This is a genomic window from Bacillus sp. SJ-10, from assembly GCF_002843505.1.
Classification (GTDB): Bacteria; Bacillota; Bacilli; order Bacillales; family Bacillaceae; genus Bacillus; species Bacillus velezensis.
This window is the reverse complement of record NZ_CP025258.1, coordinates 725,845-750,186: the sequence shown is the minus strand read 5'-3', so window position 1 is coordinate 750,186 and position 24,342 is coordinate 725,845. Positions and strand designations below refer to the sequence as shown.

Genomic DNA, 24,342 nt, shown 5'->3' with positions numbered 1-24,342 from the left:
GGCCTCTTTTCATGACAGCTTTTTGCTCATGATGACATCCGTCTCCAGAAATCCGGTCTTCTCATACAGCTTCCGAGCCGTTTCGTTATGGGCGAACACATGGAGAGAAATCTTGCGGACACCCAGGTCTTTGGCTTTGTCCTCCAGCCTTGCGAGCGCCTCTTTCGCATAGCCGTTGCCGCGGAAAGGCGGGTGAAGGCCGAAATCATAAATAAATGCGTCCTGCTGCGGGTGGTCCGGATCGGCGTGCAGCCACAGCCAGCCGGCATTTTCCTTTCCGTCCAATGTCAGCGTCCATAAATAGTGATCGGCCGTCTCCAAGCCGTCAGGAAGCAGGTCTTCAAACGCCAGCTCCGCTAACTCCGGCGCTTCGTCAGGCAGCCACGTTCCCGCTTTTACCTTTTCTTCAGCGTAATGCTTGGTTGAATGGGCGAGATAGGACTGAAATTCTTGTCCTGTCATCGGCTGCAGCGTGATAGCCATTGAATCACTCCTTACAAAACACGGACCGAAAGCGGTATCATGAAGTATTATCCGAAGGCTCCGTTTTCCGCCGGTTTTATGATTTGTTCGGCTTGTGCCGTTGAACCAGTTTGCGCAAATAATCCAATCGAAATGAGACTTGCCAAGGCTGCTGAGAGTACAATGAATTTACATGTTTTCATTACGAATCCCCTCCGTTAATCTCAAAATTTGGTCATTGGCATCAATTGATTCCTGAAAATACTTCGCCGCCAGTTTGTAATTCTCCTGTTTTTTAAAATGCGCAGCGGCCTGATACGACAAATCGGAAACGTCACTCCACAGCTCTTTCCTTCTTAACTCGGCGAAAGCTGATTCAAGCGCTTCTTCATTGCGGTCAATAAAGACATGCTGTAAGATGCGCAGCTTTTCGGTGTATACGGGCTCGTTTTTTTCTTCAGCGGCATTCAGCGCTTTATGCAGCCAAAACCGGCCCTCATCCGTCTGTTCCTGCTTCAATAATACTCTGGCCAGCATGTACAGACTCCGGACCGAATATGCTGATTGCAAATGCTCCTTTTGATCGAGAGCCGTTTCAAACTCGACCCGCGCCTCCTCAAGCTTTTCCTGTCTTTCATAGCAAATACCTGCGTTAAAGTGGGCGAGCGCCTCAATATGCGGATCGCCCGCTTTGGCGGCTTGATGAACCGCCGTCTGCAGGAGCTCTTCGGCTTTCTGGTAGTGAAACAAGTCCATTCTGTTACAGCCGATCACCATGAAACACTGTGCTTCTCTGACCGCGTACATTTCATTGGCTTTGTAGATCTCCAACGCTTTTTCCGCGTGGTTCATCGCAAAGTAGTTTTGGCGGATTTCATAGTAGGCAATCGCCACTTGATAATTAAACTCGGCTCGTTCAATCTCATTCGGTATGTGCCGGAGCCTGCTTTCAGCAATCCGGTAAAAATTAATGGCGTTCATAAACCGTTTACGGTAAAACTCGTGCATTCCGGAAAAGAAATAATAATAGTATTGAATCATCTGGTCTGTTTTTTCTTTATCGGCGTTCAGCTGGATCGTTTTTAAAATGCCGTCTGTTTTCTCATACTCTTCCATCAAAAGCTTATAGCGGGAATCAATTAAATTAAAATAAAGGAGCACCGTTTGATTTTGTGTCATATTTTGCAGATCCGTAAGCAGTTGTTCTCTTAACGCCTCAGCCGATTCAGTGTTGTGCTTTTTGATTTCCTCATACCAGTCACTGATTTTTTTCGCAACTGTTTCGTGGGCCATCACCTCAGCCATCTGTCAGGACACCTCCCTTTCCCATTTTGTGTAATAAATATATCATATTTACAGTTCTGAAAAGAGGGTGAAAGCCTGCTAGTTTCCTCGTGGCAACAAAAAAACCCCCGCAAGTGCGGAGGCGCATATTTTATAATAGTTTTTTTCCCAATAAAGATTCTACCAGCTCGACCGCTGTTTTGCCGGTTTTGTTTTTGTGATCGAGGATCGGGTTGACTTCGACAAATTCAGCTGAAGTGATGATGTCGGCATCATACAGCATTTCCATTGCCAAGTGGCTTTCACGATAGCTGATGCCGCCGACGACAGGCGTGCCTACGCCGGGTGCGTCGCTCGGATCAAGGCCGTCGAGGTCAAGGCTGAGATGAACGCCGTCACAGTCTGACAGGTAGTCAATGGTTTCTTCAATGACCTTTGTCATGCCGAGTCTGTCAATCTCATGCATCGTATAGACCTTCATGCCTGTTTCCTTAATGTATTCACGCTCGCCTTCATCAAGCGATCTCGCGCCGATGATGACGACGTTCTCCGGCTTGATTTTCGGGGCATAGCCGCCCAGATTCACCAGCGTGTCGTGCCCGACGCCGAGGCTGACGGCCAGCGGCATTCCGTGAATATTGCCTGACGGCGATGTTTCCAGGGTGTTTAAGTCGCCGTGCGCGTCGTACCAGATGACGCCGAGCTGTTTATAGTGCTTTGCCGTTCCTGTCAGCGTTCCGATCGCGATGCTGTGATCGCCGCCCAAGACGAGAGGGAACCGCTCATTCTCAATGACGCTGTCCACCTTTTGGGCGAGCTGCTCGTTCCCCGAGAGCACAGAGTTCAGATTTTTCAGCTCTTCATCATTTTTGAGTTTTTCACGATTGACGGGGATGTCGCCTAAGTCTTCCACCGCATACCCCATGTCAGATAACCGTTCAATGAGATGCGCGTAGCGGATGGCGCTCGGGCCCATGTCCACTCCGCGTCGTGCTTGTCCTAAATCCATCGGCATTCCAATAACTGAGATATTCTTGTTCATCCGTTTTTCCACCTCAACATGTTGTATGTTGTCCTGTGCGGGTTTCTCAAAGATGACTTGGACACGAAAAGATTTAAAGCTCTATCTGTTTTTCTGACTGCTTATGCTTTTTTACATACAGATGATAGACGATAACGCACACCGCCATGAACGGGATGCCGCAATAAAGGGCGAGCCGCTGTTCTGAATCAAATGCGAGGCTGATCAGAACAACCGTGTTTAACGTCAGCCCGATAATAGGCAGCACCGGGTACAGCGGTGTTTTAAACTTCAGGTCTTCCACTTTGCCGCCTTCGCGGATGTATTTCCGTCTGAACATCAGCTGTGACAGGGAAATCGTGATCCAGCCGACCTGCGCGCTTAGTCCGGCTAATGATAAGAGAAACATGTAAACGGTTTCCGGCGCTGCTACTTTAGACAGCAGTGACAGGCAGGCGACGGCCAGCGTCACGATCAGAGCGTTCATCGGCACCCCGCGTTTATTTGTTTTGCCGAGCGATTTAAAGGCTTGTCCTTCGTTCGCCATGGCATATAAGATACGCGTCGATGCAAACAGGCCTGAGTTGGCCACTGAGAGCAGCGCAATTAAGATAACAAAGTTCATAATATCGGCGGCATATGGAATACCGATTTGTTCAAACACCACGACAAACGGGCTTTCGACCACTCCCGCCTGCTTCCACGGAATCATGCCGGCAATGACGATAATGGAGAGAACGAAAAAGACAAGCGTTCTCCATACCGTCTGCCGGATAGAGCGCGGAATCGTTTTCTCGGGATTTTCACTTTCTCCCGCGGCAACCCCGATCAGCTCCGTTCCCTGGAACGCGAAGTTTACGGTAATCATCGTAATAAGCATAGCCTTAATGCCGTTCGGAAACAATCCATCCTCATAAAAATGAGAGAAGAAAGGAGCCTGCTCGCCGTGTTTCATGTCAATCAGGCCGAACATGGCGGCGCCGCCCAAAATAATAAACAGCAGAATGACTACAATTTTAATGCCGGAAAACCAAAATTCCGACTCAGCGAACGCTTTTGTGGTAATGGCGTTCAAAAGAAACATCAGTCCGACAAACACGAGGCACCACACCCACACGGGAACATGCGGAAACCAGCGGAGCATCAATTGTCCCGCAGATAAAAACTCAATGGCGCATGTCACCGCCCAGCCGAGCCAGTACAGCCAGCCGAATGCGAAACCGAAAGCGGGGCTGATGAATTTGGTTGCGTACGTCTGAAACGACCCTGATACGGGAAGGGCAACCGCAAGCTCGCCTAAGCAGAGCATGGTCAAAAACATAATAAAGCCGCCGACCAGATAAGACAGAACCGCGCCCAGCGGTCCCGCCTGGTTAATTGTAAATCCGGTACTCAGGAAAAACCCGGTGCCGATCACTCCGCCTAATGAAATCATAAACAAATGGCGTGATTTCATTGTGCGCTGAAGCTGATTCTCTTTTTGATTTGTATTCACTATTCTGCACCCCTTCAGCAACTTGTATTGGAACCAAGCCGGTGCTTTGAAACCGATTTGCTGTCCAAAGAGCCTCTATTTGTATATGAATGTTATATTAAATTCATTTTCGTACATAAAGATACATTATACTAAAATACTGTCGCCGCGCAAATAGAGTGTGCTGAATTTTTTATTTGTAAATTCCATACAAGCCGAGGGAAAGCATTGCCGCATCAAGGTTTTACGCGTTTTGAAGCACGTTTGTGATCTTTTGGATCGCCCAGTCCAAGTCTTCCTTGGAAATCATTAACGGCGGTGCAAAACGGATCACGGTATCATGTGTTTCTTTGCATAAAAGCCCTTCGCCTTTCAGCTTTTCACAATAAGGGCGGGCCGCTTCTGTCAGTTCAACGCCGATAAACAGGCCGCGTCCGCGCACGTCTTTTATGATCGGGTTATCAATTTTCTCAAGCTCTTCTTTAAAATAACGGCCAAGCTGAAGGGAACGCTCTGCCAGCCCTTCTTCCTCAAGGACTTCAAGAGATGCGAGCGATACCGCGCAAGCGAGCGGGTTTCCGCCGAATGTCGAGCCGTGGGAACCCGGGTTAAACACGCCGAGAATGTCACGGTTCGCCGCGATGCACGAAATCGGGAAGACGCCCCCGCCGAGTGCTTTGCCTAAGATGAACATATCCGGTACGATATTTTCCCAGTCAACCGCGAATGTTTTCCCTGTGCGGCCGAGTCCCGTCTGAATTTCATCAGCGATCAGAAGTACATTTTCTTCCTTACAAATGGCTGCCGCTTCTTGTAAAAATCCTTCCGGCGGAATGACGATGCCCGCTTCTCCCTGAATCGGTTCGAATAAGAAAGCGGCTGTGTTCGGCGTAATCGCCCGGCGCAGCGCTTCTGCGTCTCCGTATGGAATTAATTTTATACCCGGAAGCATAGGTCCGAAACCGCGTTTATACTCATCTTCTGAAGAAAGGGATACCGCAAGCATCGTTCTGCCGTGGAAGTTGCCGATACACGCAATGATTTCCGCCTGGTTATCCGCTACTCCTTTGACCTCATATGCCCAGCGTCTCGCCGCTTTGACAGCGGATTCAACGGCTTCCGCCCCCGTATTCATCGGCAGAATCATATCTTTTCCGGTCAGCTTGGCTGTTTTCTCATAAAACGGACCGAGCTGATCATTATGGAACGCGCGTGACGTCAGAGTGATTTTATCCGCCTGATCCTTCAGCGCCTGAATGATCTTCGGATGTCTGTGCCCCTGGTTCACCGCAGAATAAGCACTCAGCATATCCATATATTGATTACCTTCAGGGTCTTTTACCCAAACACCCTGCGCCTCGGAAATAACAATCGGCAGAGGATGATAGTTGTTCGCGCCGTAATGTGAAGTTTGGCTGATAATTTCTTGAGATTTTGTGAAAGCTGACATAATCTGATTCCCCCTTGTTTTGTAATCATTCAACATTAGATCTTGCTTTCCCTTTTTATAAAGCAAGTTCCGTGCCAATCCGAAAAAACGGGATGTTTCGCCAGCATTCTTTCTTTTCCCGCAAAATTTTCCGGCAGTTTGCGTGCAAACTTCAGCCAAGCGCAAAATTTTTTTGCGTTTTCCGCTGACAAAATAGGAGCAATCCAATTAGATTGCTCCTACTCAACAGTTATTTATTCAATTGTCTCTGATATACAATGTAAGAATATAGTAAAGATAATATAATACAGCCGATTGCCGCAATGAAAATGACTGACACTCTATACACCGGCGGCAAAAAAGCTGCAAGCATCATGAGTATGCCCGCTAAGACAAAAATTTTCGAACTAACCCTGTGTGTATCCTTCCAAACTCTTTCACTGCTCAGCGTCCAAGGCGTTCTTATCCCTAAAAAGTAATTAGGCTTAACTTTCTGAATAAAGTTTCCAAACACCATGAAAATGACTCCCACTATAAAGTTTCCTAAATAAGATATAGGGAGATCATATCCCAGGCCGGTCAAGATGGTCATCAGATTAATGACAAACAGAACCGCAAACAATGTATTAAATATAGCCATATATGGCCGGATAAATGTTTTGTAGTTATTTTTAGGATCAATCTTAGGGATGATAACCATTAAAATATATTGAATAATCATGATGCCAATAAGCATCACCATTGCATTAAATTTAGAAGTGTAATCATTTGCGCTTCCGTTTAATCCCCAGTGTGTCGCCAAATTGTCCGGTAAAGATGAATATGTGAAAGCCCATGTGAAAACAGTTAAAACTATGATTCCTGCTGAAAAGAAATATTTTTTCATGATTCCCCGCCTTTCTTATTATCATGTTCTGAATCAGTCAGAGAAAAGAACCAGCCTATAAGATCCTGTAATACAGTGGTATTTAATGAATACATAATAAATTGGCCTTTCCTCTCATCGTGAACCAAATCAGTATTTTTCAATATGGTAAGGTGATGAGAAATACTGGGTTTTGACATGTCGAAGTGTTCCGCAATTTCACCAGCTGTCATGTCTTGTTTCTTTAATAAGTCCAAAATTCTTCTCCTTGTAGGATCGGCCAGTGCTTTAAAAGCTTTATTCAAAAACTTTCCCCCTCTCATACGTACATGATTTAGATATTTAAGTATATATCTAAATATCAACCATTTTCCTAAAAAATTCAATGGTTTTATTAACTAAATTTCCATTTATTTTTAAATATCGTTCAAGCGCAAAATTTTTTTGCGTTTCCTGTTCGATTTATTTTAAAATAATGAATGTTAAGACGATTGAGAGGGGGAATTGACCTGCACACAACCAGCGAATTTTACACACTCGTGTTACAAAGCATTCTGGAAGAGATTGATGTCGGGCTGCATGTGGTGGACGAGAAGGGCAGCACCGTCATTTACAATAAGAAAATGATGCAGATTGAAGATATGGATGAACGGGACGTCCTGCATAAAAACCTGACTGATGTATTTATGTTTTCCAATCAGCAGGACAGCACGCTCGTTCAGGCCCTTCAAGAAGGCAAAACGATTAAAAACGTGAAGCAAAGCTATTTTAATAACAAAGGCCAGGAAATCACGACGATCAACCACACCTTCCCGATTGTGCAAAACGGCGAGATCAAGGGCGCCGTGGAGATCGCCAAGGACGTCACCAAGCTCGAACGGCTGATCAGGGAGAACATGCACAGGAAAGAACAGAACAGCTACACGTTTGACAGCATTCTCGGCAACAGCCCGGTCATTCGGGAAGTCATCGAAAACGCGAAACGGGCAACCCGTACGTCATCGTCCGTTCTTTTGGCCGGCGAGACGGGAACGGGCAAGGAACTGTTCGCCCAAAGCATTCACAACGGCAGCCAGCGCTCAGGCGCCCCGTTCATCTCACAAAACTGCGCCGCCCTGCCGGATAGTCTGGTCGAAAGTATTTTATTCGGCACGAAAAAAGGCGCCTTTACCGGAGCCATCGACCAGCCCGGCTTATTTGAGCAGGCGCAGGGAGGCACCCTGCTCCTTGATGAGATCAACTCTCTCAATCTCAGCCTGCAGGCAAAACTGCTCCGCGCCCTGCAGGAAAAGAAAATCCGGCGCATCGGATCAGCTCAGGACAAACCGATTGACGTCCGCATCATCGCCACGATGAATGAAGACCCGATCACCGCCATTTCAGAAGAGCGGCTGCGCAAAGATTTATACTACCGCTTAAGCGTTGTCACGCTGATCATTCCCCCGCTCCGGGAGCGCAAGGAAGACATTCTGCCTCTGGCCGAAGTGTTTATCCAGAAAAACAACCACCTGTTCCAAATGCATGTCGATTCGATCAGTGACGATGTGCAGCGATTCTTCCTGGAATATGACTGGCCGGGCAACATTCGCGAGCTTGAACATATGATTGAAGGCGCCATGAACTTTATGACGGATGAAACGACGATTACGGCGGCCCACCTGCCTTACCAATACCGGATGAAAATCAAACCCGCTGACACGGAAAGCAAAGCCGCCGCAAGCACCCAGCCCGGCACCGATTTAAAAGACAAAATGGAAAACTTCGAAAAATACATGATCGAAAAAACCCTGAGAAAACACGGCAATAACATATCCAAAACGGCAAACGAGCTCGGAATCAGCAGACAGAGCCTGCAATACCGCCTGAAAAAATTCGGTCTGGACCGGATGAAATGAATCCATACAAAAAAAGGCTGAGATGCTCCTCAGCCTTTCGTCAGGTTATATCTGATTGGCAAGCCGCTCTCCGGTAAACCAAAAGTTCTCACTCACTGCCAATGTATGTTCCGTATTCTCGACTTGATGCCACCAATGGCGCGGCGCGTAAATGATTTCTCCCGCCTTTTGTCTGAAGCGGATCGGAGACGCCTTTTGCACCAGCGGTTTTTGCTCAATGTCTTTTTCATCAAAGACATTGATATTTCCTTCGTACAAATACGGAGAGTCGTCCGGATGATAGAAGATCCATTCCTTCTCCCCGAAGATGACGCCGTTCCACGCGTGCGTGTTGTTAAAATCCTGATGCAGCGGCGTGCCTGTCTGCTTAGAACCGAGAAAGAACCATTTCCAGTCCCGTCCCGTTTCTTCATCCGCTCTCAATGTGTCTTTTGTAAAATACTCGGGTGCGGAATAGACAAGGTCTAAGTCATTTTGGTTCAGCTGCGTAAAATTCCAGTCACAGTACCATTTGTCATCATTCTGATCAATGTACTCGATATAGTTGGAAAGCTTTACTTGTTTAAACGTTTTGACCCCTTCGATATCTGATTTCCGGATGGTGACCATTCTGTCTCCATAGTGTTCATCAATGTATTCAAGCGTCCACGGCCTGCATTCCCAGTGATCCATTGCCCCCGTCAAAATAAAAGGTTTCTTATCAGCATACTCGCTTACAAAAAGATCGTACGATAACTCATTGATTGTCAGTCTGTCAATGGTCATATCCATTCCCCTTTTATTCGGCAATCTGCCGTTTTTTTTGTTTGGCGTAACTGTATGGACCTGAAAAGATGGTGACGTTTTGATTCTCAAGCCAGAAAATCTTGTTGAACTTCTCCAGCAGGTTTCTGTCGTGAGAAACGCAGATGATGGTGCCTTGAAACTGCATCAGGCTGTTTTCGAGAATTTCCTGAGATTCAATATCCAAGTGGTTGGTCGGCTCATCCAGGATCAGGACATTCAGCTTTTTTTCCATTAAGATGGACAGCTTCAGCCTGATTCTTTCACCGCCCGACAGGACGGAAAGTTTTTTAAAGACCGACGACCCGTAAAATCCGTACTTGGCCAGCATATTCCGGGCCATGCCCTCTTCAGTCAGCAGATTTTCTTTAAAGAATTGCAGAATCGTCTGACTCGAATCTCCGACGTGGCTCTTTTGATCAATGTAGCCTATCTTAAGATTTTCCCCCACTTTAATGGTGCCGTCCGACAGTTCTCTTTCCCCGATGATGCAGCGGATCAGCGTTGTTTTGCCGACGCCGTTTCTGCCGACGATGCCGATTCTGTCTTTATGCTTTATGCGCAGGTTCACATTTTGATATAAAAGGGAAGATCCGTTGGTCACCTTTCCGTTTTCAATGAACACAATATCTTTTGAACCGGCGCCCGCTTCCTGAAATGCGTTTTTTAATTTTTGCTCCGTCCGGACCGGCTTATTGATCAGCTCAATCCTTTTCAGCGCCTTTTCCATATTATTCGCGCGTCTGTGCAGGCCGACAGACGGCGGATTCGAGCGGTTGGCCCAATCTCTCAGCTGGGCGATGGATTCCTTCATCTTCTGTATTTTTCTCTGCTGTTCTTCATATTTCTCAAACTGGGCGATGATGAATTCTTCCCGCTTTTTCAAGTATTCGCTGAATCCGTAAGGCCAAATCTTCACCTCGGTATCGTCAATCTCGAGCACCTTCATCGCCGTTTGATCGGCAAACGTTTTATCGTGGGTCGTAAACAGAATGGTTTTGTTCGATTTTTTAATAAACCCTTCAAGCCACTCAATCGCATGGACGTCCAAATGGTTGGTCGGCTCGTCCAGCAGTATAACGTCGTCGTTGCGGATTAAAATTTCAGCAAGGCCGGCTTTTGTCTTTTCGCCGCCGCTCAGCTTTGAAAACGGCTGATCCTTTAATTCGCTGAGGCTGAGCCCATTGCATACTTCATCAATCATCGCATGCATCTGGTAGCCGTTGTTCCGCTCAAATGTTTCCGTGTATTGACTGTACTTTTCCAATAAAGCAGTCAGCTCGTCATCACTCATCGGTTCCGAAAGCTTCAGCTCAATGGCCTTCATTTCCTTCTGGATCGCCGCGAGAGCTTCAAACGATTTTTCCAGATATTGATACAACGTCAGATCCTCATGGGGATCAGCGATCTGCTTCAGCAAACCGACCTTCGCCCCTTTGTTGATCGCAATCGTTCCTTCATCTGCCTCAAGCTCTCCGGAAAGCACCCTGAACAGCGTGCTTTTGCCGGAACCGTTCGGCCCGGCCACGAGCACTTTTTCGCCTTCATTGATGAAAAAAGAAACTTGTTTGAAAATGGTATCTCCCGCTAAATTTACCGTAAGATTATGAATATTCAGCAACTCACATCATCCCTTTGTCATTCTGGTTCAAAGCTCGACTTTATTCTGGATGGCGACGCTCGCTTTCAGTTTGTAAAAGCTGAGCATCATAAACAGCGACAATAAGATGGATAATACCCCGATTGCGGTCAGCAGCAAAGCTGAATCAAAATAGTCCGTTAAGAATCCGATAAACGGAAAGGCAATGAACATGAAGAGCGAGGTCATCAAACTGATAATGGACAGCAGCGTTGCTCTCGTTCTGGACGGAATCTCATTATTCACCACCTGACTGGATACGGGTTCTATCACATCATAGAGCGCGTTAATGACGACAAAAGCTGCAATCGTCACGTACAGACTGCCCGAAGGTATAAACAGATAGGCCGCCCCGATGATGCAGAATGTCAGCAGAAGCACGCGCCTCGGCGTGAATTTTTCCGCCGGCTTTGAAGAAAAGATGGAGCACAGCGCCTGCAAGATGGAGAGTCCCGCAAAAATAATGGATATATTGCGCACGGACAGCCCTTCCTGACTTAACAAATCTTGTCCGTACATATAAAAAACCGATGTAATCGCAAAGAAAACGGAGAGTGACAGCACCAGATATTTAAAGGCTTTGTTCAGCCTGAAGAAATCTTTGACTTCTTTTAAGATGTCACCGACCGTCTGCGTTTCGTGTTCACTGTTTTCAAATTTGATTTCCGTCAGCTGTGTAATGACCGCCATCGCAATCAGCTGAGTGACAATCCCGGCGATAAACACATACGACCATGATATTTCCTGCAAGTAGCCGCCGATGCCCATGGCAATCGCAAGACCGAGTATGACAAGTCCGTTATAATTTCCGATGGATTTGCCGTACCACTTTTCTTTCCCTTGTTCTTTCAGTGAATCAAACAAAAAGGCGTGATCCGTTCCTGATATAAACGTCAGCCCGATACCGTATATAATATGGGCGATGAAGAGGGCGATGAAGTTATGGAAGCTCAGGAACATCACCAAATAGATAATGACCATAAAATGGCCGAGCAAGAGCGATTTTTTTCTCCCGATTCTGTCCGAGATGACGCCGCTCGGCACTTCCGCCAGAAACATCGCCAAATTCAGGACCGATTGCAGGATGCCCACAAGAAACAATGAATAATTCATGCTTGTTAAATATAAAATCCAAATTCCCCGTTCGAAAAAGAAGTTTCCGAAAAAACCGGAGAAGTAAAGCAAATTTCGATTCCGCAAATGAATACCCCTTTCCAGCTATCTGCATTTAACATCATGAACAGAAAGGAGCCCGTCAGTCTTTACACTAAAACCCTCTATACATGGATCTTGCAGATACAGACTTTTCCCAAAACAAATTGGGCAATAATGAGTTGTATTCTCGAATAACCCAAAAAGTTCCTTCTTTTTTTCAGATCCTATGGCATCAATGATCGTTTTTTTCTTCTCTGGATCGCTGATGTCGCGGATGAAATATTTGATATAGCTCAGCTCATGCATGTAAGCCGGCAGGAACAAATGGAGCTCAATATCAAACCCGCTTTTATCCATATGGTAATAATCATTGAAATGACTGACGCGGGAGACGGATACGTCCGCTCCGGCCCGCCGAAACAGATCAGCCAGCCTTTCAATGATCTCTCCGTTGGGATAATAATCGGCATAAACGATTCGGACCGGTTCTTCTTTTGTCAAAAGGGGCGGATCTTTCTGCGGTGTCCTCCCGCTTTCCCATATACCGATCAGTGAATCAGTCGGTGTGATGATATGCCCCAAATCCCCGGCCAGCTTTTGTTTATCAAAATAATGCTGAATGAAAGTTCTCAGCATGTCGTCCTTTACCTTGAAGGTAAATAACATCGGCAAATGATTTTCTTTAAAATCAGCATATTGCCGATACCTCATGTTTAAATGATGAAACTGGGTGTGGCAGGTCACGTCCGTTTGATTCGTTTCGTACAGCCCGATGCTTTTTTCCAGATCATCATTCAAAATAAATTGGATGGTCTGAACCGTGCGGTGATCCGCGGGCGTCATTTTATATTGCGGATTCCGCTCAAATTCCAGCCCCTTCTCAAACGTTCGCTTGAATCGGTACGGGCCGTTTTCCGGCACATCGCCCCCGGCGGTCGCCGGAATCAGAAAGCTGCTCTGCAAAACGGATTCTATTTCATCAGACGGCTCGTCTAAGGTGACTTCAAAGCGTTTTTCGCCCGTTACGTTCACCCCGAGCTGATCGGATGAGACGAGGCCTTTTACATACGGAACGGCCTGTTTTATGTTCAGGAAACTGCCGAGATGGGGGCTTTGATTTTCTTTCGTCAGATGATAGATGATCGTTTGAACCACACCCTCGGCGTCACCTAAATAGTCCGGGTGAATGTCCACCTGACAGGTGCGGGGATCTTTGCGGATAATCCGGCAGTTATAGCCGTCCTGCAGGCTTTCATACATAATGCTGCAAATCATCTTGCTTGTGTAATCCTGCGTATCTAATGGGTTCAAGCGTATCGGGCTTGTGTCGATTTCTATTTTCAGAGGGTCGCCCGGTTTTCTCGCCGTACGATGCATCGTCTTCATAAAGCGCTTTCCTTTTGAGAAAGCTTCGTTTCTGTAATATGAAGGCCGTCAAAGTCCAGGCCGATGCGGGTATTCAGGGATTTCGGGCTTCCGCCTGCAAGGTATGTGATAATGTCATGAGACATAAACGAGGATATAATACCGTTTGTCGCTCCTAAGGAACCTTTGATCGGTTCATCGGGGTAACAGTTCAGAAGTCCGGCCGGCATGTTTTTTTCATAAGTGACGCCGGATTGATAGGATTCAGGCGTGAGCAGAGGCCCCCATTGGCCGCTGAAGCTGCCGACACCCCCGGTCATAAACGCGATATTCCGCTCCTTACAATACCGGTAAACCCATTCAGAAATGTTATGGGGTTTGTCAGCGGCATTTATGACGATATCAATTTCGTACGGATCTAACACACGCAGGTCCTGCGGCTGTGTAATTTCCTGATGGTAAAGTGCTGCGTCCGCATGGGGATTGATACCCGCAATATAATCTCTGCATTCTGAGATCTTTAATTTGCCTACAGAAGATTTATTATAGACGAATTGTCTGTTCAGGTTATGTACTGATACGGCATCGAAATCAATGAGAATAAAATGCTGCATGCCCGCCGCCAAAAGATTTTGAAGAATGATCGTTCCGACGCCCCCCAGACCCACGATCGCTGCCCTGCTGCCGTCTAATCTCTTTTGGATCAGATTGGGGTTTTGGTTGTATTTCTCAAAATGGTACAGCTGCTTTTCAGTGATGCGGCCTTCACGGCCGTTTTGCCATGGCTCTATTAAAGCATCCAATTTCATTAACGCATCGAAAAACTGGTTTCCCGCTTCCTCTCCCAGAAGATCAGAAAGCTCTTGTTTTTCACAGCCGGTGATCAGCCGTTCAACCGCCTCTTTGATCTCACTCGTATGCGCAAGCTTAATCGCCTTTCGATATTGAATGATAATATGCGCCGTGTAGATCAGCACCTGCACGCTGTCTTTAAACTTCCAGCGCTTACAGTCCGTTGACATCATGACATACCCCCTGAAAGATAATAACTCCCCAATGAGGGGAGTCACGGCTTTACTAGCAGCGATGCACCAAGCTTGCTGTTTCTGTATCAAGATCAAGTTCTTCAATCTTCATCAGTACACACCCCCTTTACCAATAACTAGATATTATCATCAATATTGGAAAAGGACAAGTTATTTTTTGAAAATTTAGAATTTATATATAAATTGTGATATTTCTTCCTGCTTCCCGGTTTATCCCGGCAGCCGGATGATGAACACGGAGCCTTTTCCCTGCTCACTTTTCACTTCAATTGTTCCGTTATGGCTGTCGATAATGGTTTTGGTAATGGCAAGACCCAGCCCCGCGCCGCCGGATTGACGGGATCGGGAGGTTTCCGCCCTGTAAAACCGGTCAAACAAATGAGGCACATGCTCCGGAGCGATTCCCGTTCCGTTATCCGCAATCATAAGCATGATTCCTCCGTCTTTCTGCAGGGAGACGGTGATGACACCCGTGTCTTCATCCGTATGTTGCACCGCATTGTAAAATAGATTGAGAATGACCTGCTTCATTTTGTCTTTGTCAAAAACGGCTTCTATCTTTTGATCGACAAAGAACTCGAGCTTCCGGTTTCTCGCGAGCAGCTTCAGCTGAGCCTCCATTTCCAAAATGACGTCTCCCAATGCGCCTTTTTTCATTTCAAAGATCGGCACCCGGTCAATCTTCGCGAGAAATAACAGATCCTCTATCAGCTTATTTGCCCTGGCGGATTCTGTGTACATGCTTTGAAGCGCTTTTTCTTTCTGCTCCGGCTTCTCCGCCGCTCCGCGCATTAAAATTTCGATAAAGCCGTGAATGGAGGTAAGCGGCGTTCTCAGCTCATGTGATGCGTCTGATACAAACTGCCGGATTCGTTCCTTCGCTTCTTTTTCCGCCTGAAAAGAGGTTTCAATCCGTTCCAGCATCTGATTGATGGAGATGCCCAATGACTCAATTTCGGCCTGCTTCCTATCGATCGGCAGCCGTTTATCGAGACTGCCGGCATTAATGTCACCCATCATACGCACAATGCGGGACAGCGGCTTGAGTGTGAGCCGGATCACCGGCAAGAAAACAAACAGTCCGATGACCAAAGCCGCAAAGGAAAGCACCGCGAAAATGCTGATCTGGCGGAAAAGCGAATCATTCAGAGGCTGGGTCAGCGTGCTCATCTGCACAACTCCCGCCTGCCTGCCGTCAACGGAAATCGCCTGAAACACGACGATGATTTCCTCACCCGCCTTATTGTGAGCCACCTGATAGTGAAGCGCCATTGTATCTGTCAGCGCATCCTGATACACTTTTTTCGGAAAAGAAGGAGCGGCCCCCGCGTGCGGGTCTTCTGATAAAACAGACATCTTGTATGATTGATTGATAAAAGCAACCGTCACCCCGGGGTAAATCAAATTCGGATGAGCCGATGTTTCGGAACGGGCAAGGGTTTTGATTGACCTCCATACGCTTTGATCCATTGAATTGATATAACTCTGAATGCTGATCGCCTGATTTTCATACATCGTCCGTGTCATAAACATGTACTGAGTGCCGCCGATGAAACATAACAGCAAGGCCAAAATCGCCAGTGACCTGAACAGGAGCTGGAATCGCAGGGTTCTGTACAGCCGTTTCATGCCAGATCCACCCTGTACCCGGCGCCCCGAACCGTGCGAATCACCTTGTGTTCTTTGTCCTTCAGCTTTTCGCGCAAAGAACGGATGTACACCTCGACGATATTGTCTTCCCCGTAAAAATCATAGCCCCATACCTGATCGAGAATCCTCGTTTTGCTGAGAACCGTTCCGTGGTGGAGCACTAAACATTTCAGCAGTTCATATTCGGTGGCGGACAGCTTCAAAGGCTGTTCATTGTAAAAAATCTCTCTGCTCCGGTCATCGATTCGGAAGGGGCCGAGCACCACCTCATCGAAAAGATGCGGAAACTGGTTGCGGATTCTTGCGTAAATTCTGGCAAGCAGCTCCTCAAAGCTGAACGGTTTGATCATGTAATCATCAGCGCCTTCAATCAGCGCCTTTACGCGAAACTCTACTTCATCCTTCGCGGTCAGCATGATGATGGCGGTATTGCTTGTTTTCTTAAGCATCCTTGACAGCTCAAGCCCATCCATTCCCGGCATCATCACGTCCAAAACGGCAATATGAGGCTGAAATGTTTTCACAAGATTCATCGCCGACATCCCGTCTGCCGCGGACATCACTTCAAACCCTTCATTGACAAGCCCCATCGTTAAAAAATCAATGATGGCGGGCTCGTCGTCTACAATCAGCACCTTGATGCCTTTCAACTTATCCATGATGCAGTCTCTCCTTAGATGTATCAGCCTGTGTTTATTTTTTTCGCTTCCCCTTCTATTATTCGCTTTTATCTGAAACAAAACTGAATCTAAGCTGAAAATCCGCTGAATTCAGGAAGTTTTCAGCTTAGATTCATGTTGTTTTCAGTTTGGGTCTTTACAATAAGCCTTAGTTGGGAAGCCAACAATGAAATGTTTAAGGAGGAATATATGATGGGAATTACAAAAGTTTTATCAGGAGCTGCACTGGGGACCATACTTTCAATCAGTTCTTTAACTTCAGCGCATGCGGCTGTCATTCATAAGGATGACGCAGCGCAGACGAAAGTGGAAACGAAACAGCAGGCTTCCGTTTCTATCTCTAAAGCGAAAGAGACCGCATTGAAAAACTGCAGCTGCAAAGGCGCCGTTCAATCAGCGCAAATGAAAAAAGTCAACGGCGCTTACGTATATGTTGTCAACGTCCTTGACGTAAAAGGAAAGCAGCACACCGTCAATGTCAACAGCTCCAGCGGAAAAGTCGTGAAACACCAAATTGAAAAGAAACAGCAATTCATTTCAAAATCCGGCGCTGAAAAAATCGCCGTGAAGAATTGCAAAGGAACAGTGAAGTCTTCTGAGCTGAAGACCGAACATAACGCTATGGTTTACGTGGTTCAGGTGTCAGGACAAGACGGGAAGCTTCACACATTCCATATCAATTGTAAAAACAGCAAAATCGTCAAACATGATATAAAGAATAACCAGCAACACATGACCCGTGCAAAAGCGGAATCGTTCGCACTCAGCCATTGCAAAGGCGCTGTGAAATCCGCTCAAATGAAAAAAGAAAACGGCGTATCAGTCTATGTTGTCAGCATATTCGGCCAGGACGGCAAGCTTCATACGCTCCACATGGACGGCAAAAGCGGAAAAATCCTGAAAGAAGAAGTGCAGAAAAAACAAGTGATGATCGCTTCTAAAAAAGCGCATTCCATCGCGCTCAGCCATTGCAAAGGCGCTGTGAAATCGTCTGAAATGAAGAAAGAAAACGGCGTCTACAAGTACATCGTGAAAATCACTGCCCAAAACCATACGGAACAAACGGTGAAAGTAAACGCTCAAAACGGAGCCATCTGTAAATAACAAAAAATAAGCTGCCGGCAGTTTCATCTGCCGCTTCAATTCAGCAGCACCAGTCTGTTTCAATCACAAAGTTCTAAGTTCATGTCTACCTTTTCTAAATATACCCATTTTTAACTGAACGTGTTGTGACCCACGTTCAGTTCTTTTTTTATGGCTTCTGAAAAAAGGCATAAAAAAAGCGCCCTGAAAAAGGACGTTTGATATGACATGTTTCATTTTCTTAAATTCTGCATTCTAAAATAATTCTTCCTTCACATTCACCTTCAATTTCATTCAATACGATGATCACATCAGCCGTTTTCATGTGTTTCACCTCCCCGTTTTCATAATAGTATAATATTAACAAATAAATCAATAAAAAACAGCCCGGAAATCCGGGCTGTTTTTTTATTTCTGTAATCGATCCGCTTCTGTCAGTTTGACTTCCGCTGTTTTTTTCTTTCCCGAACGGTAGAACGTGATGTTCACACGGTCGCCGATCTTTTTGCGATACAGGCGCTCACGGAGATCCACAACGTCATTGACCTTATGTCCGTCGAACCCGGTAATCACGTCGAGCTTTTTCAAACCCGCTTTTCCGGCCGGTGAAAACGCGTCGACACCCATAATGACCGCCCCGGTTTTAATGCCTTTCGGAAGTTTCAGCGTCTGGCTCCAATGGTAGCTCGCAATATCCGTTAAGGATTTCATCTCAATACCGAGGAAAGGCCGTCTGACTTCTCCGTATTTTTCTAAATCCTGAATAACGGGAATGACAAGCTTTGACGGGATGGACAGGCCGATGCCTTCAACGGCGGATTCAGCGATCTTCATTGAGTTGATGCCGACCACCTTGCCCGATATATCCATCAAAGCGCCTCCGCTATTGCCGGGATTAATCGCGGCGTCGGTCTGCAGCACTTCCGCATTCCAATCCGGCTGTCCGTCGCCGTTTGAGTCAACGGGCACTGCCCTTTCCGTGCCTGAAATGATCCCCTGTGTCACTGATCCCGCAAATTCAAGCCCGAGCGGATTTCCGATCGCAATGACCGGTTCTCCGACTTTGACTTGATCAGAATTGCCGAACTGGGCGGCCGATTTGATTTTATCAGACTTCACCTTCAGCACGGCGAGATCCATCAGACGGTCGCTCCCGATCAGCTCAGCAGGCACGCGTGAGCCATCCTTCAGGCTGATCTCAATTTCAGTCGCACCTGCAATGACATGGTGATTGGTTACGATATAAGAAGTGTTTCCGTTCTTTTTGTAAATGACGCCCGATCCGCTTCCCGCTTCGCCGCCCTCTCCCCAAATATCGGTCTTTTGGATATTGAGAACACCGACTACCGAACCTGATACACGGCTGACCATATTCGTGACAGCATCGTTGACATTGACGTTGACTGTTTTCACCTGTTCGCTGCCGAGACGCTGGCTGGTGCTTTTGCTGCTTTCTCCATGGTCTCCGCCTGTCCAGTACGGCAGCAGGAAAGCCATGAGCGCGGCCCCGACGATGACGCCGATCAGACTTGATAGAAAGTACCCTCTCTTGCTGCGGCGGGGCTGTTCGGAGGCGTACTGTTCATCATCGCGATTATAATCCACCCTATTTCAAATCCTTTCAAGAGTACTCGATTTGCTTATAGTGTGGGTCAGATCGCGGATTAATAATCATGATTCATTTGGAAAAATTACACGGCGCACAGCGGCGTCGGGATTTTCGGATCGGTATCAAATAACTGAAACGTTTCCCCGGCGACAAATCCTTTCGCAGCCAATGTCTGCTGCACGGACATTCTCGCCAGTTCCTTCATATTGTTGTCCTGGCTCAGATGCGCCAAATAGATGCGCGATGTGCCGTCGCCGATGACATCAGTCATGGCGAGCGCCGCGTCTTCATTCGAGACGTGGCCGACATCGCTTAAAATCCGCCGCTTAATGCTCCAAGGGTATCTGCCCATTTGCAGCATGCCGACATCATGGTTGCTTTCAAACACAAACACATTGGCCGAACGGATAATGCCTTTCATTCTGTCGCTCACATACCCGGTGTCCGTCATCAGCGCGAGCTTTCTGCCTTGGTAGTGGAAAACATAAAACATCGGCTCGGCCGCGTCATGAGAGACGCCGAATGACTCAACATCAAGCCCGCCGAAGGATTTCACGCTTTCCATCGGGAACAAAAACTTTTGTCCGGTATCCAGCTTGCCGATCTGATTCTCCATCGCTTTCCACGTCTTTTCATTCGCGTAGACGGGAAGACCGTACTTTCTCGCAATGACGCCGAGCCCTTTAATATGGTCGCTGTGCTCGTGAGTGACAAAGATGCCGTCGACGTCGTCTATCTTGCGGCCGATTTTCTCCATCAGCCCGTCCATCGCTTTACCGCTCAGGCCGGCATCCACCAGAAAAGAGTGCTCCTCTGTCTCCAGATAAAACGCGTTTCCGGTACTCCCGCTCGCAAGCACGCTAAATTGCAAGCCCATTGTGTCTCACTCCATTATTTATTTTGATTGTTATCAATGACTGTGCTTTCCAATGCGTTCACAGTGTACGTTTGCAGTGTCTTTTTCTTCGTCCCTTTTGACTTATCTTCAATTGTAATTCTCCATACCGGCGCCAGCACCTGCGTACTTGTCAGCGGATATTGGGCAATATAGCCGAACTTAACGCTTTTAACGGCGCAATTCGCTTTTAAGTAATTTTGAGAATACAATAATTCGACCGCATCCAGCTCAGGAATCAGGCTCTCCGTCTGGATTCGCTTGAATGACTCCAGCATGGTCTGCTCGTAAGATACGACCTCGTTTTTATCGTTCAGATGCAGAATCACCTGTCCGATCGCATCCGTGGACGAGTCAAAATCCTGATAAATAAACTGGCCGTCATACATCTGGTAAAAAATGATCTGTTTTTTATCCTTGTCGACTTTCCACAGTTTATATTTTTCACCGCCGGTTACTTTAGAGCTGACGAGCGATTCCGCATCCTCCTGCGTTTTTTGCTTCGATAAACCGACCGGATCGGTAAATTTCATTTTCAGCGTCGTAACCTTGTGATCATCCGCCGGCATCTCCATTAAAGGCTTTTGATCTTTCAAAGCATCAATATCTTCGGCGGTAAATACCTTTTGGCCCGCCGTCAGCCGGTAGCCCGTCGCGGAATCAGAGGACAGGTTGCCGAAAGTGATATGATCCATCTCCATGTCTTTTTCCACATTTGAATTTTTAATCACTTCGTATTCACTGCTCGAGCGTTTTTCAAAAAACTGATAGCCGAGAAAAATATCGAGGATGAGGAAGGCAATGATGAAGATCGTTTTTGTCTTATTCCACTCCATTATCGTCCTCCTCCTTCCCCAGCAGATCTTTCGTAATCGGGACGATCTTCCCGTTGATTTTCATACTCCAGACGGGTTCCAGTTCAACGAGATCATTCGTTGATGAAGAGACCATTTGATAGGACAGGAAGATCTGGTCGATTTTATTCACGTCGTATTTATCCTGCTGCTCCAGCAGAGACACAACCTCATTGCCGTTCATCATTTTTACGTCTTTTGTTTTAATCGGATTCGGTCCGAGAACATAGTTCGGCCGCTTGTAGCTGAGAACCTCGTCATTGGCCCATTGCAGGGTCAAAACAGGTCCGGATCCGAAAGGCTTAGACGTGCTGTTGATCACGGGCATTTGGTCTTTAAACATGTAGAAACTCAGCTGCTGGTTATCACTCACATTGAAAAATTGATAATGATCCGTCCAGCTTCCCGTATCCTCTAAATATTTATAGCTTTTCTTAATCAGCTCGCCTGTTTGATAAGAAGCGCTTTGTGCCAGGTTCCGATGCTGGAATTGAATCTGCCGCTGTGTCGAATTGATTTCCAGACGGCTGATTCCGTCAGTCAGCACATTCCGATTGTAATTCGGGTCTTCTCTGACCGTGCTCGGATCATTAAAAAGCGTCTGCTTAAACAGGTTCGTCTTAATGGTTTCCGTGATAAATTCTTTTTCCTTCATATTAAACCGCGCATTCGGCATGAGAAATTCTTTGCTTTTTCCGACCGAATAGAGGTGGTATAACGGCATACTCGACTTTTTGCTGTACAGCTCATTCATCAGATTGCGGTAATTCGCCGATTCCACAGTCACTTCCAAAATCAGCTGCTTGCTGTATGAGACCATGTAAATCTTCTTATTCGTCTTATTCTCATTAAACGGAATGACAATATGGTCAAATGAGCTGTATTCCATTGACGGATTCGACCATTTAAACATCGTTTGGAAGAAATCAATCGGAATGGTGTCATTGAATTGCAGATCGAGCTTTGCCGAATTGCCGTTTCTGCCGTAAAGCCAATTTTTAAAACCGAGCTTGTCGTATTGATCGGAAATATCCTTCATCCCTTTTACTTCCCATTGCGGCAAATCCGCCCACAGGTCATTAAAGAGCGTCTCATCATTCACTTTGTAATGAGAGCCGTTTGTATGAATAAACATATCCCGGGGTTTTACCGTTTGTGACACTTTTTGGCTCGTTTTATCAATTTTATGCTTTTCCCGGACAGTCGATTTGGTTGAGGCCGTGCCTTCTGAAAAATTGGGCTGGAATGTCCAAATTCCCCATGTTAAAACAAGACTAATGACGACCAGCACTGACAGTATGACTGTTTTTATATTTTCACGCCTCATCCCAATCATCCTCTTGCTCTTCTTTATATGGAAGAGTAAATGTAATCTTCGTTCCTTTGCCTTCTACACTGTCGGCCCAAATGTCTCCGCCGTGAGCCTGAACCATCTCTTTTGCAATCGCAAGGCCGAGCCCGGTGCCGCCGAGTTTTCTCGTGCGCGCTTTATCCACTCTGTAGAAACGGTCAAAGACTTTTTCCACATCTTTTTTCGGAATGCCGATACCTTCATCTTTTACGCTGATATAAAGCAGCTCTTCTTTCTCATTCACATCGACTGAGAAAGTGACATGTCCGCCTTCCGGTGAGTATTTCAGTGCGTTAGAAATGATATTATCGAGAACCTGCGTCACTTTATCCTGATCAATCTCCACGTACAGATTTCTGTCCGGAAGCTCGCGGATAAATTCGACATGCTGTTCTTTCGTCATTTCAAAACGATCGATAATCAGTGACATAAAGCGGATCATATGAATCCACTCCCGATTAAACTGATAATCTTTGCTGTCGAATTTAGAAAGCTGAAGCAGGTCGTTCACCAATCTGATCATGCGCTCAGTCTCATTTTGGGTCACCATTAAGAAACGCGGAGCGATATCTTTGTTTTCCCACGCGCCTTCTGCAAGCGCCTCTAAATAGCTTCGCATGGTCGTCAGCGGTGTCCGCAGCTCATGAGACACGTTGGCAACGAACTCTCTGCGCTCCCGATCGAGTTTTTCCTGTTCGGTGACATCATAAAGAACCGCGATTAAACCGTCGATTTTTCCGTGCTCTCTCTGAATAACGGAAAAATTCACCCGCAGTACAGTCGTTTCATCGTCACGTTCGATCTCCAGCAGCATTGAATCCTGCTGTTCTACTAAATCCTCAAATGTAAAGTTCTCTTTTATGCCCAATAAAGACGTAATCGGCATCTCTAAAGCCGTTTCACGTGAAACATTCAGCAGCTCAAGCGCAGGGCTGTTTAAAAGAATAATAGCCCCGTTGCGATTCGTTGCGATGACACCGTCCGTCATATACGCGATAACGGAAGAAAGCTTTCTTCTCTCCCCTTCCGTCATGGCTTGGGCATCTTCAAGCTCTCTCGTCAGATGGTTGAATGTCGTTGCGAGCTGACCGATTTCATCATGCCCGTATTTCCGCACCTTTCTGGAGAAATTTCCTTTTGCCAGTTCCATCGCCTGCTTACGCATATCTGACAGCGGATGGGTAATGGTGCGGGCGAGAAAAATACCGAGAAGAGCCGTCAGAACAAGGGCTAAGCCTGTTCCTGAAGCAAGAATAGAGTTGACGGTTTTCATCTGGTTAAAGGTATCTTCCATACTGGCCACGACATAAATCGCGCCGACAACTTCCTGATTCTCTGTGACGACAGGTTTTGCTGAAATCAGCACTCTGTTTTTGCTTTTAGGATCATAATATTTTTTTGAATAGGCCTGTTTTGTTGAGAAAATCCGTTTAAAAATCGGGTCAGTCGTCTGTTTCCCCGCTATTTCCTCGCCATAAGGCCTCGAAGAACCGACGACCTCATAGCTTTTATCAACAAATGTAATCTCCCGTATTTCATTATTCTTCGTAAAATCATTCAAAATCCGTTTGACATCATCTTTAATAACGGTGCTGTCATTATCTCCTTTATATTCCTGCTCAATATAATAGGATAGATTGTCAATCCGCTGATTTAACGATAATTCATAGGACTTGAGAAGAGAATTCTCCACCTGTTTCACAAAGTACACGCCGATAATCTGCATGGCGATGATAATGAGAAGCACATAGATCAGCGTGATCTTAAACTGAATCGACCGAAAAAAACCAACCTTATTCATC

At 46.4% G+C, this 24,342-nt stretch carries 22 protein-coding genes; 2 read left to right on the top strand and 20 right to left on the bottom strand.

The features are described from left to right. Positions 1-9 precede the first annotated feature (9 nt). The 8 genes from CXL14_RS03905 to CXL14_RS03875 form a co-directional block, all read right to left on the bottom strand. A complete protein-coding gene (locus tag CXL14_RS03905; protein WP_101287672.1) occupies positions 10-483 on the bottom strand; it encodes a GNAT family N-acetyltransferase in 474 nt (157 codons plus the stop codon). 47 nt (positions 484-530) lie between these two features. Then, a complete protein-coding gene (locus tag CXL14_RS20500; protein WP_007407881.1) occupies positions 531-665 on the bottom strand; it encodes a hypothetical protein in 135 nt (44 codons plus the stop codon). After that, positions 652-1,767 (bottom strand): response regulator aspartate phosphatase, encoded by a 1,116-nt coding sequence (locus CXL14_RS03900; protein ID WP_101287670.1) that lies wholly within the window; start codon positions 1,765-1,767, stop codon positions 652-654. The genes CXL14_RS20500 and CXL14_RS03900 overlap by 14 nt, the downstream gene beginning before the upstream one ends. A gap of 130 nt (positions 1,768-1,897) precedes the next feature. After that, positions 1,898-2,788, bottom strand: a complete 891-nt coding sequence (rocF, locus tag CXL14_RS03895; protein ID WP_007407883.1) for an arginase — start codon at positions 2,786-2,788, stop codon at positions 1,898-1,900. Positions 2,789-2,861: 73 nt separating this feature from the next. After that, complete coding sequence (locus CXL14_RS03890; protein WP_021494640.1) at positions 2,862-4,262, bottom strand: amino acid permease; 1,401 nt, start codon at positions 4,260-4,262, stop codon at positions 2,862-2,864. A 223-nt stretch (positions 4,263-4,485) separates the two neighbouring features. Next, the gene (locus CXL14_RS03885) at positions 4,486-5,691 is read right to left on the bottom strand and encodes an ornithine--oxo-acid transaminase (protein ID WP_004393130.1); all 1,206 of its coding nucleotides are present in this window, start codon (positions 5,689-5,691) and stop codon (positions 4,486-4,488) included. Between the two features lie 229 nt (positions 5,692-5,920). Beyond that, on the bottom strand, positions 5,921-6,556 hold the full coding sequence (locus CXL14_RS03880) for an SdpI family protein (RefSeq protein WP_053285282.1): 636 nt from the start codon (positions 6,554-6,556) through the stop codon (positions 5,921-5,923). Beyond that, on the bottom strand, positions 6,553-6,840 hold the full coding sequence (locus tag CXL14_RS03875; protein ID WP_015240946.1) for an autorepressor SdpR family transcription factor: 288 nt from the start codon (positions 6,838-6,840) through the stop codon (positions 6,553-6,555). The genes CXL14_RS03880 and CXL14_RS03875 overlap by 4 nt, the downstream gene beginning before the upstream one ends. 174 nt (positions 6,841-7,014) lie before the next feature. Here CXL14_RS03875 and CXL14_RS03870 point away from each other — a divergent pair, with 174 nt between their 5' ends. Next, positions 7,015-8,430: a sigma-54 interaction domain-containing protein gene (locus CXL14_RS03870; protein ID WP_053285281.1), complete on the top strand. Its 1,416-nt coding sequence runs from the start codon at positions 7,015-7,017 to the stop codon at positions 8,428-8,430. Between the two features lie 45 nt (positions 8,431-8,475). On the opposite strand, the gene CXL14_RS03865 is transcribed toward CXL14_RS03870, so the two are convergent. The 7 genes from CXL14_RS03865 to CXL14_RS03835 all read right to left on the bottom strand — a co-directional run bounded on the left by CXL14_RS03865 (position 8,476) and on the right by CXL14_RS03835 (position 16,727). After that, positions 8,476-9,195, bottom strand: a complete 720-nt coding sequence (locus CXL14_RS03865; RefSeq protein WP_007407887.1) for a cupin-like domain-containing protein — start codon at positions 9,193-9,195, stop codon at positions 8,476-8,478. A 13-nt stretch (positions 9,196-9,208) separates the two neighbouring features. Beyond that, complete coding sequence (locus tag CXL14_RS03860; RefSeq protein WP_007614956.1) at positions 9,209-10,834, bottom strand: ABC-F family ATP-binding cassette domain-containing protein; 1,626 nt, start codon at positions 10,832-10,834, stop codon at positions 9,209-9,211. Positions 10,835-10,861: 27 nt separating this feature from the next. Further along, positions 10,862-12,052: an MFS transporter gene (locus CXL14_RS03855; protein WP_012118887.1), complete on the bottom strand. Its 1,191-nt coding sequence runs from the start codon at positions 12,050-12,052 to the stop codon at positions 10,862-10,864. An 18-nt stretch (positions 12,053-12,070) separates the two neighbouring features. Continuing rightward, positions 12,071-13,393 carry a periplasmic substrate-binding domain-containing protein gene (locus CXL14_RS03850; protein WP_014419334.1) on the bottom strand — a complete coding sequence of 441 codons (1,323 nt, stop codon included), beginning with the start codon at positions 13,391-13,393 and terminating at the stop codon, positions 12,071-12,073. Continuing rightward, positions 13,390-14,397 (bottom strand): ThiF family adenylyltransferase, encoded by a 1,008-nt coding sequence (locus CXL14_RS03845; protein ID WP_014419335.1) that lies wholly within the window; start codon positions 14,395-14,397, stop codon positions 13,390-13,392. Before CXL14_RS03845 ends, CXL14_RS03850 begins: the two co-directional genes overlap by 4 nt. Positions 14,398-14,628: 231 nt before the next feature. Continuing rightward, complete coding sequence (locus CXL14_RS03840; protein WP_014419336.1) at positions 14,629-16,047, bottom strand: sensor histidine kinase; 1,419 nt, start codon at positions 16,045-16,047, stop codon at positions 14,629-14,631. Continuing rightward, complete coding sequence (locus CXL14_RS03835; protein ID WP_014419337.1) at positions 16,044-16,727, bottom strand: response regulator transcription factor; 684 nt, start codon at positions 16,725-16,727, stop codon at positions 16,044-16,046. The genes CXL14_RS03840 and CXL14_RS03835 overlap by 4 nt, the downstream gene beginning before the upstream one ends. A gap of 213 nt (positions 16,728-16,940) precedes the next feature. Between CXL14_RS03835 and CXL14_RS03830 the strand changes: the two genes are divergently transcribed. Next, positions 16,941-17,852: a PepSY domain-containing protein gene (locus tag CXL14_RS03830; protein WP_017418499.1), complete on the top strand. Its 912-nt coding sequence runs from the start codon at positions 16,941-16,943 to the stop codon at positions 17,850-17,852. Between the two features lie 387 nt (positions 17,853-18,239). Here CXL14_RS03830 and CXL14_RS03825 read toward each other — a convergent pair whose 3' ends face one another. From CXL14_RS03825 to walK, 5 genes are all read right to left on the bottom strand, one after another. Then, entirely contained in the window at positions 18,240-19,436 is a 1,197-nt protein-coding gene (locus CXL14_RS03825; protein ID WP_053285279.1) for a S1C family serine protease, read from the bottom strand. 86 nt (positions 19,437-19,522) lie between these two features. Next, the gene (locus tag CXL14_RS03820; RefSeq protein ID WP_007407895.1) at positions 19,523-20,317 is read right to left on the bottom strand and encodes an MBL fold metallo-hydrolase; all 795 of its coding nucleotides are present in this window, start codon (positions 20,315-20,317) and stop codon (positions 19,523-19,525) included. A 14-nt stretch (positions 20,318-20,331) separates the two neighbouring features. Then, positions 20,332-21,171, bottom strand: a complete 840-nt coding sequence (locus CXL14_RS03815) for a two-component system regulatory protein YycI (RefSeq protein WP_014419340.1) — start codon at positions 21,169-21,171, stop codon at positions 20,332-20,334. After that, positions 21,158-22,516, bottom strand: a complete 1,359-nt coding sequence (yycH, locus tag CXL14_RS03810; protein ID WP_014419341.1) for a two-component system activity regulator YycH — start codon at positions 22,514-22,516, stop codon at positions 21,158-21,160. Before yycH ends, CXL14_RS03815 begins: the two co-directional genes overlap by 14 nt. Next, complete coding sequence (gene walK, locus CXL14_RS03805) at positions 22,506-24,341, bottom strand: cell wall metabolism sensor histidine kinase WalK (RefSeq protein ID WP_004393106.1); 1,836 nt, start codon at positions 24,339-24,341, stop codon at positions 22,506-22,508. Before walK ends, yycH begins: the two co-directional genes overlap by 11 nt. Position 24,342 lies beyond the last annotated feature (1 nt).

Bases quoted from the DNA above. Each gene is read 5' to 3' on its own strand.
- CXL14_RS03905 (WP_101287672.1), bottom strand. From the start codon at position 483: ATGGCTATCACGCTGCAGCCGATGACAGGACAAGAATTTCAGTCCTAT.
- CXL14_RS20500 (WP_007407881.1), bottom strand. From the start codon at position 665: ATGAAAACATGTAAATTCATTGTACTCTCAGCAGCCTTGGCAAGTCTC.
- CXL14_RS03900 (WP_101287670.1), bottom strand. From the start codon at position 1,767: ATGGCTGAGGTGATGGCCCACGAAACAGTTGCGAAAAAAATCAGTGAC.
- rocF (WP_007407883.1), bottom strand. From the start codon at position 2,788: ATGAACAAGAATATCTCAGTTATTGGAATGCCGATGGATTTAGGACAA.
- CXL14_RS03885 (WP_004393130.1), bottom strand. From the start codon at position 5,691: ATGTCAGCTTTCACAAAATCTCAAGAAATTATCAGCCAAACTTCACAT.
- CXL14_RS03880 (WP_053285282.1), bottom strand. From the start codon at position 6,556: ATGAAAAAATATTTCTTTTCAGCAGGAATCATAGTTTTAACTGTTTTC.
- CXL14_RS03870 (WP_053285281.1), top strand. From the start codon at position 7,015: ATGTTAAGACGATTGAGAGGGGGAATTGACCTGCACACAACCAGCGAA.
- CXL14_RS03865 (WP_007407887.1), bottom strand. From the start codon at position 9,195: ATGACCATTGACAGACTGACAATCAATGAGTTATCGTACGATCTTTTT.
- CXL14_RS03850 (WP_014419334.1), bottom strand. From the start codon at position 13,393: ATGAAGACGATGCATCGTACGGCGAGAAAACCGGGCGACCCTCTGAAA.
- CXL14_RS03845 (WP_014419335.1), bottom strand. From the start codon at position 14,397: ATGATGTCAACGGACTGTAAGCGCTGGAAGTTTAAAGACAGCGTGCAG.
- CXL14_RS03840 (WP_014419336.1), bottom strand. From the start codon at position 16,047: ATGAAACGGCTGTACAGAACCCTGCGATTCCAGCTCCTGTTCAGGTCA.
- CXL14_RS03835 (WP_014419337.1), bottom strand. From the start codon at position 16,727: ATGGATAAGTTGAAAGGCATCAAGGTGCTGATTGTAGACGACGAGCCC.
- CXL14_RS03830 (WP_017418499.1), top strand. From the start codon at position 16,941: ATGGGAATTACAAAAGTTTTATCAGGAGCTGCACTGGGGACCATACTT.
- CXL14_RS03820 (WP_007407895.1), bottom strand. From the start codon at position 20,317: ATGGGCTTGCAATTTAGCGTGCTTGCGAGCGGGAGTACCGGAAACGCG.
- CXL14_RS03815 (WP_014419340.1), bottom strand. From the start codon at position 21,171: ATGGAGTGGAATAAGACAAAAACGATCTTCATCATTGCCTTCCTCATC.
- yycH (WP_014419341.1), bottom strand. From the start codon at position 22,516: ATGAGGCGTGAAAATATAAAAACAGTCATACTGTCAGTGCTGGTCGTC.
- walK (WP_004393106.1), bottom strand. From the start codon at position 24,341: ATGAATAAGGTTGGTTTTTTTCGGTCGATTCAGTTTAAGATCACGCTG.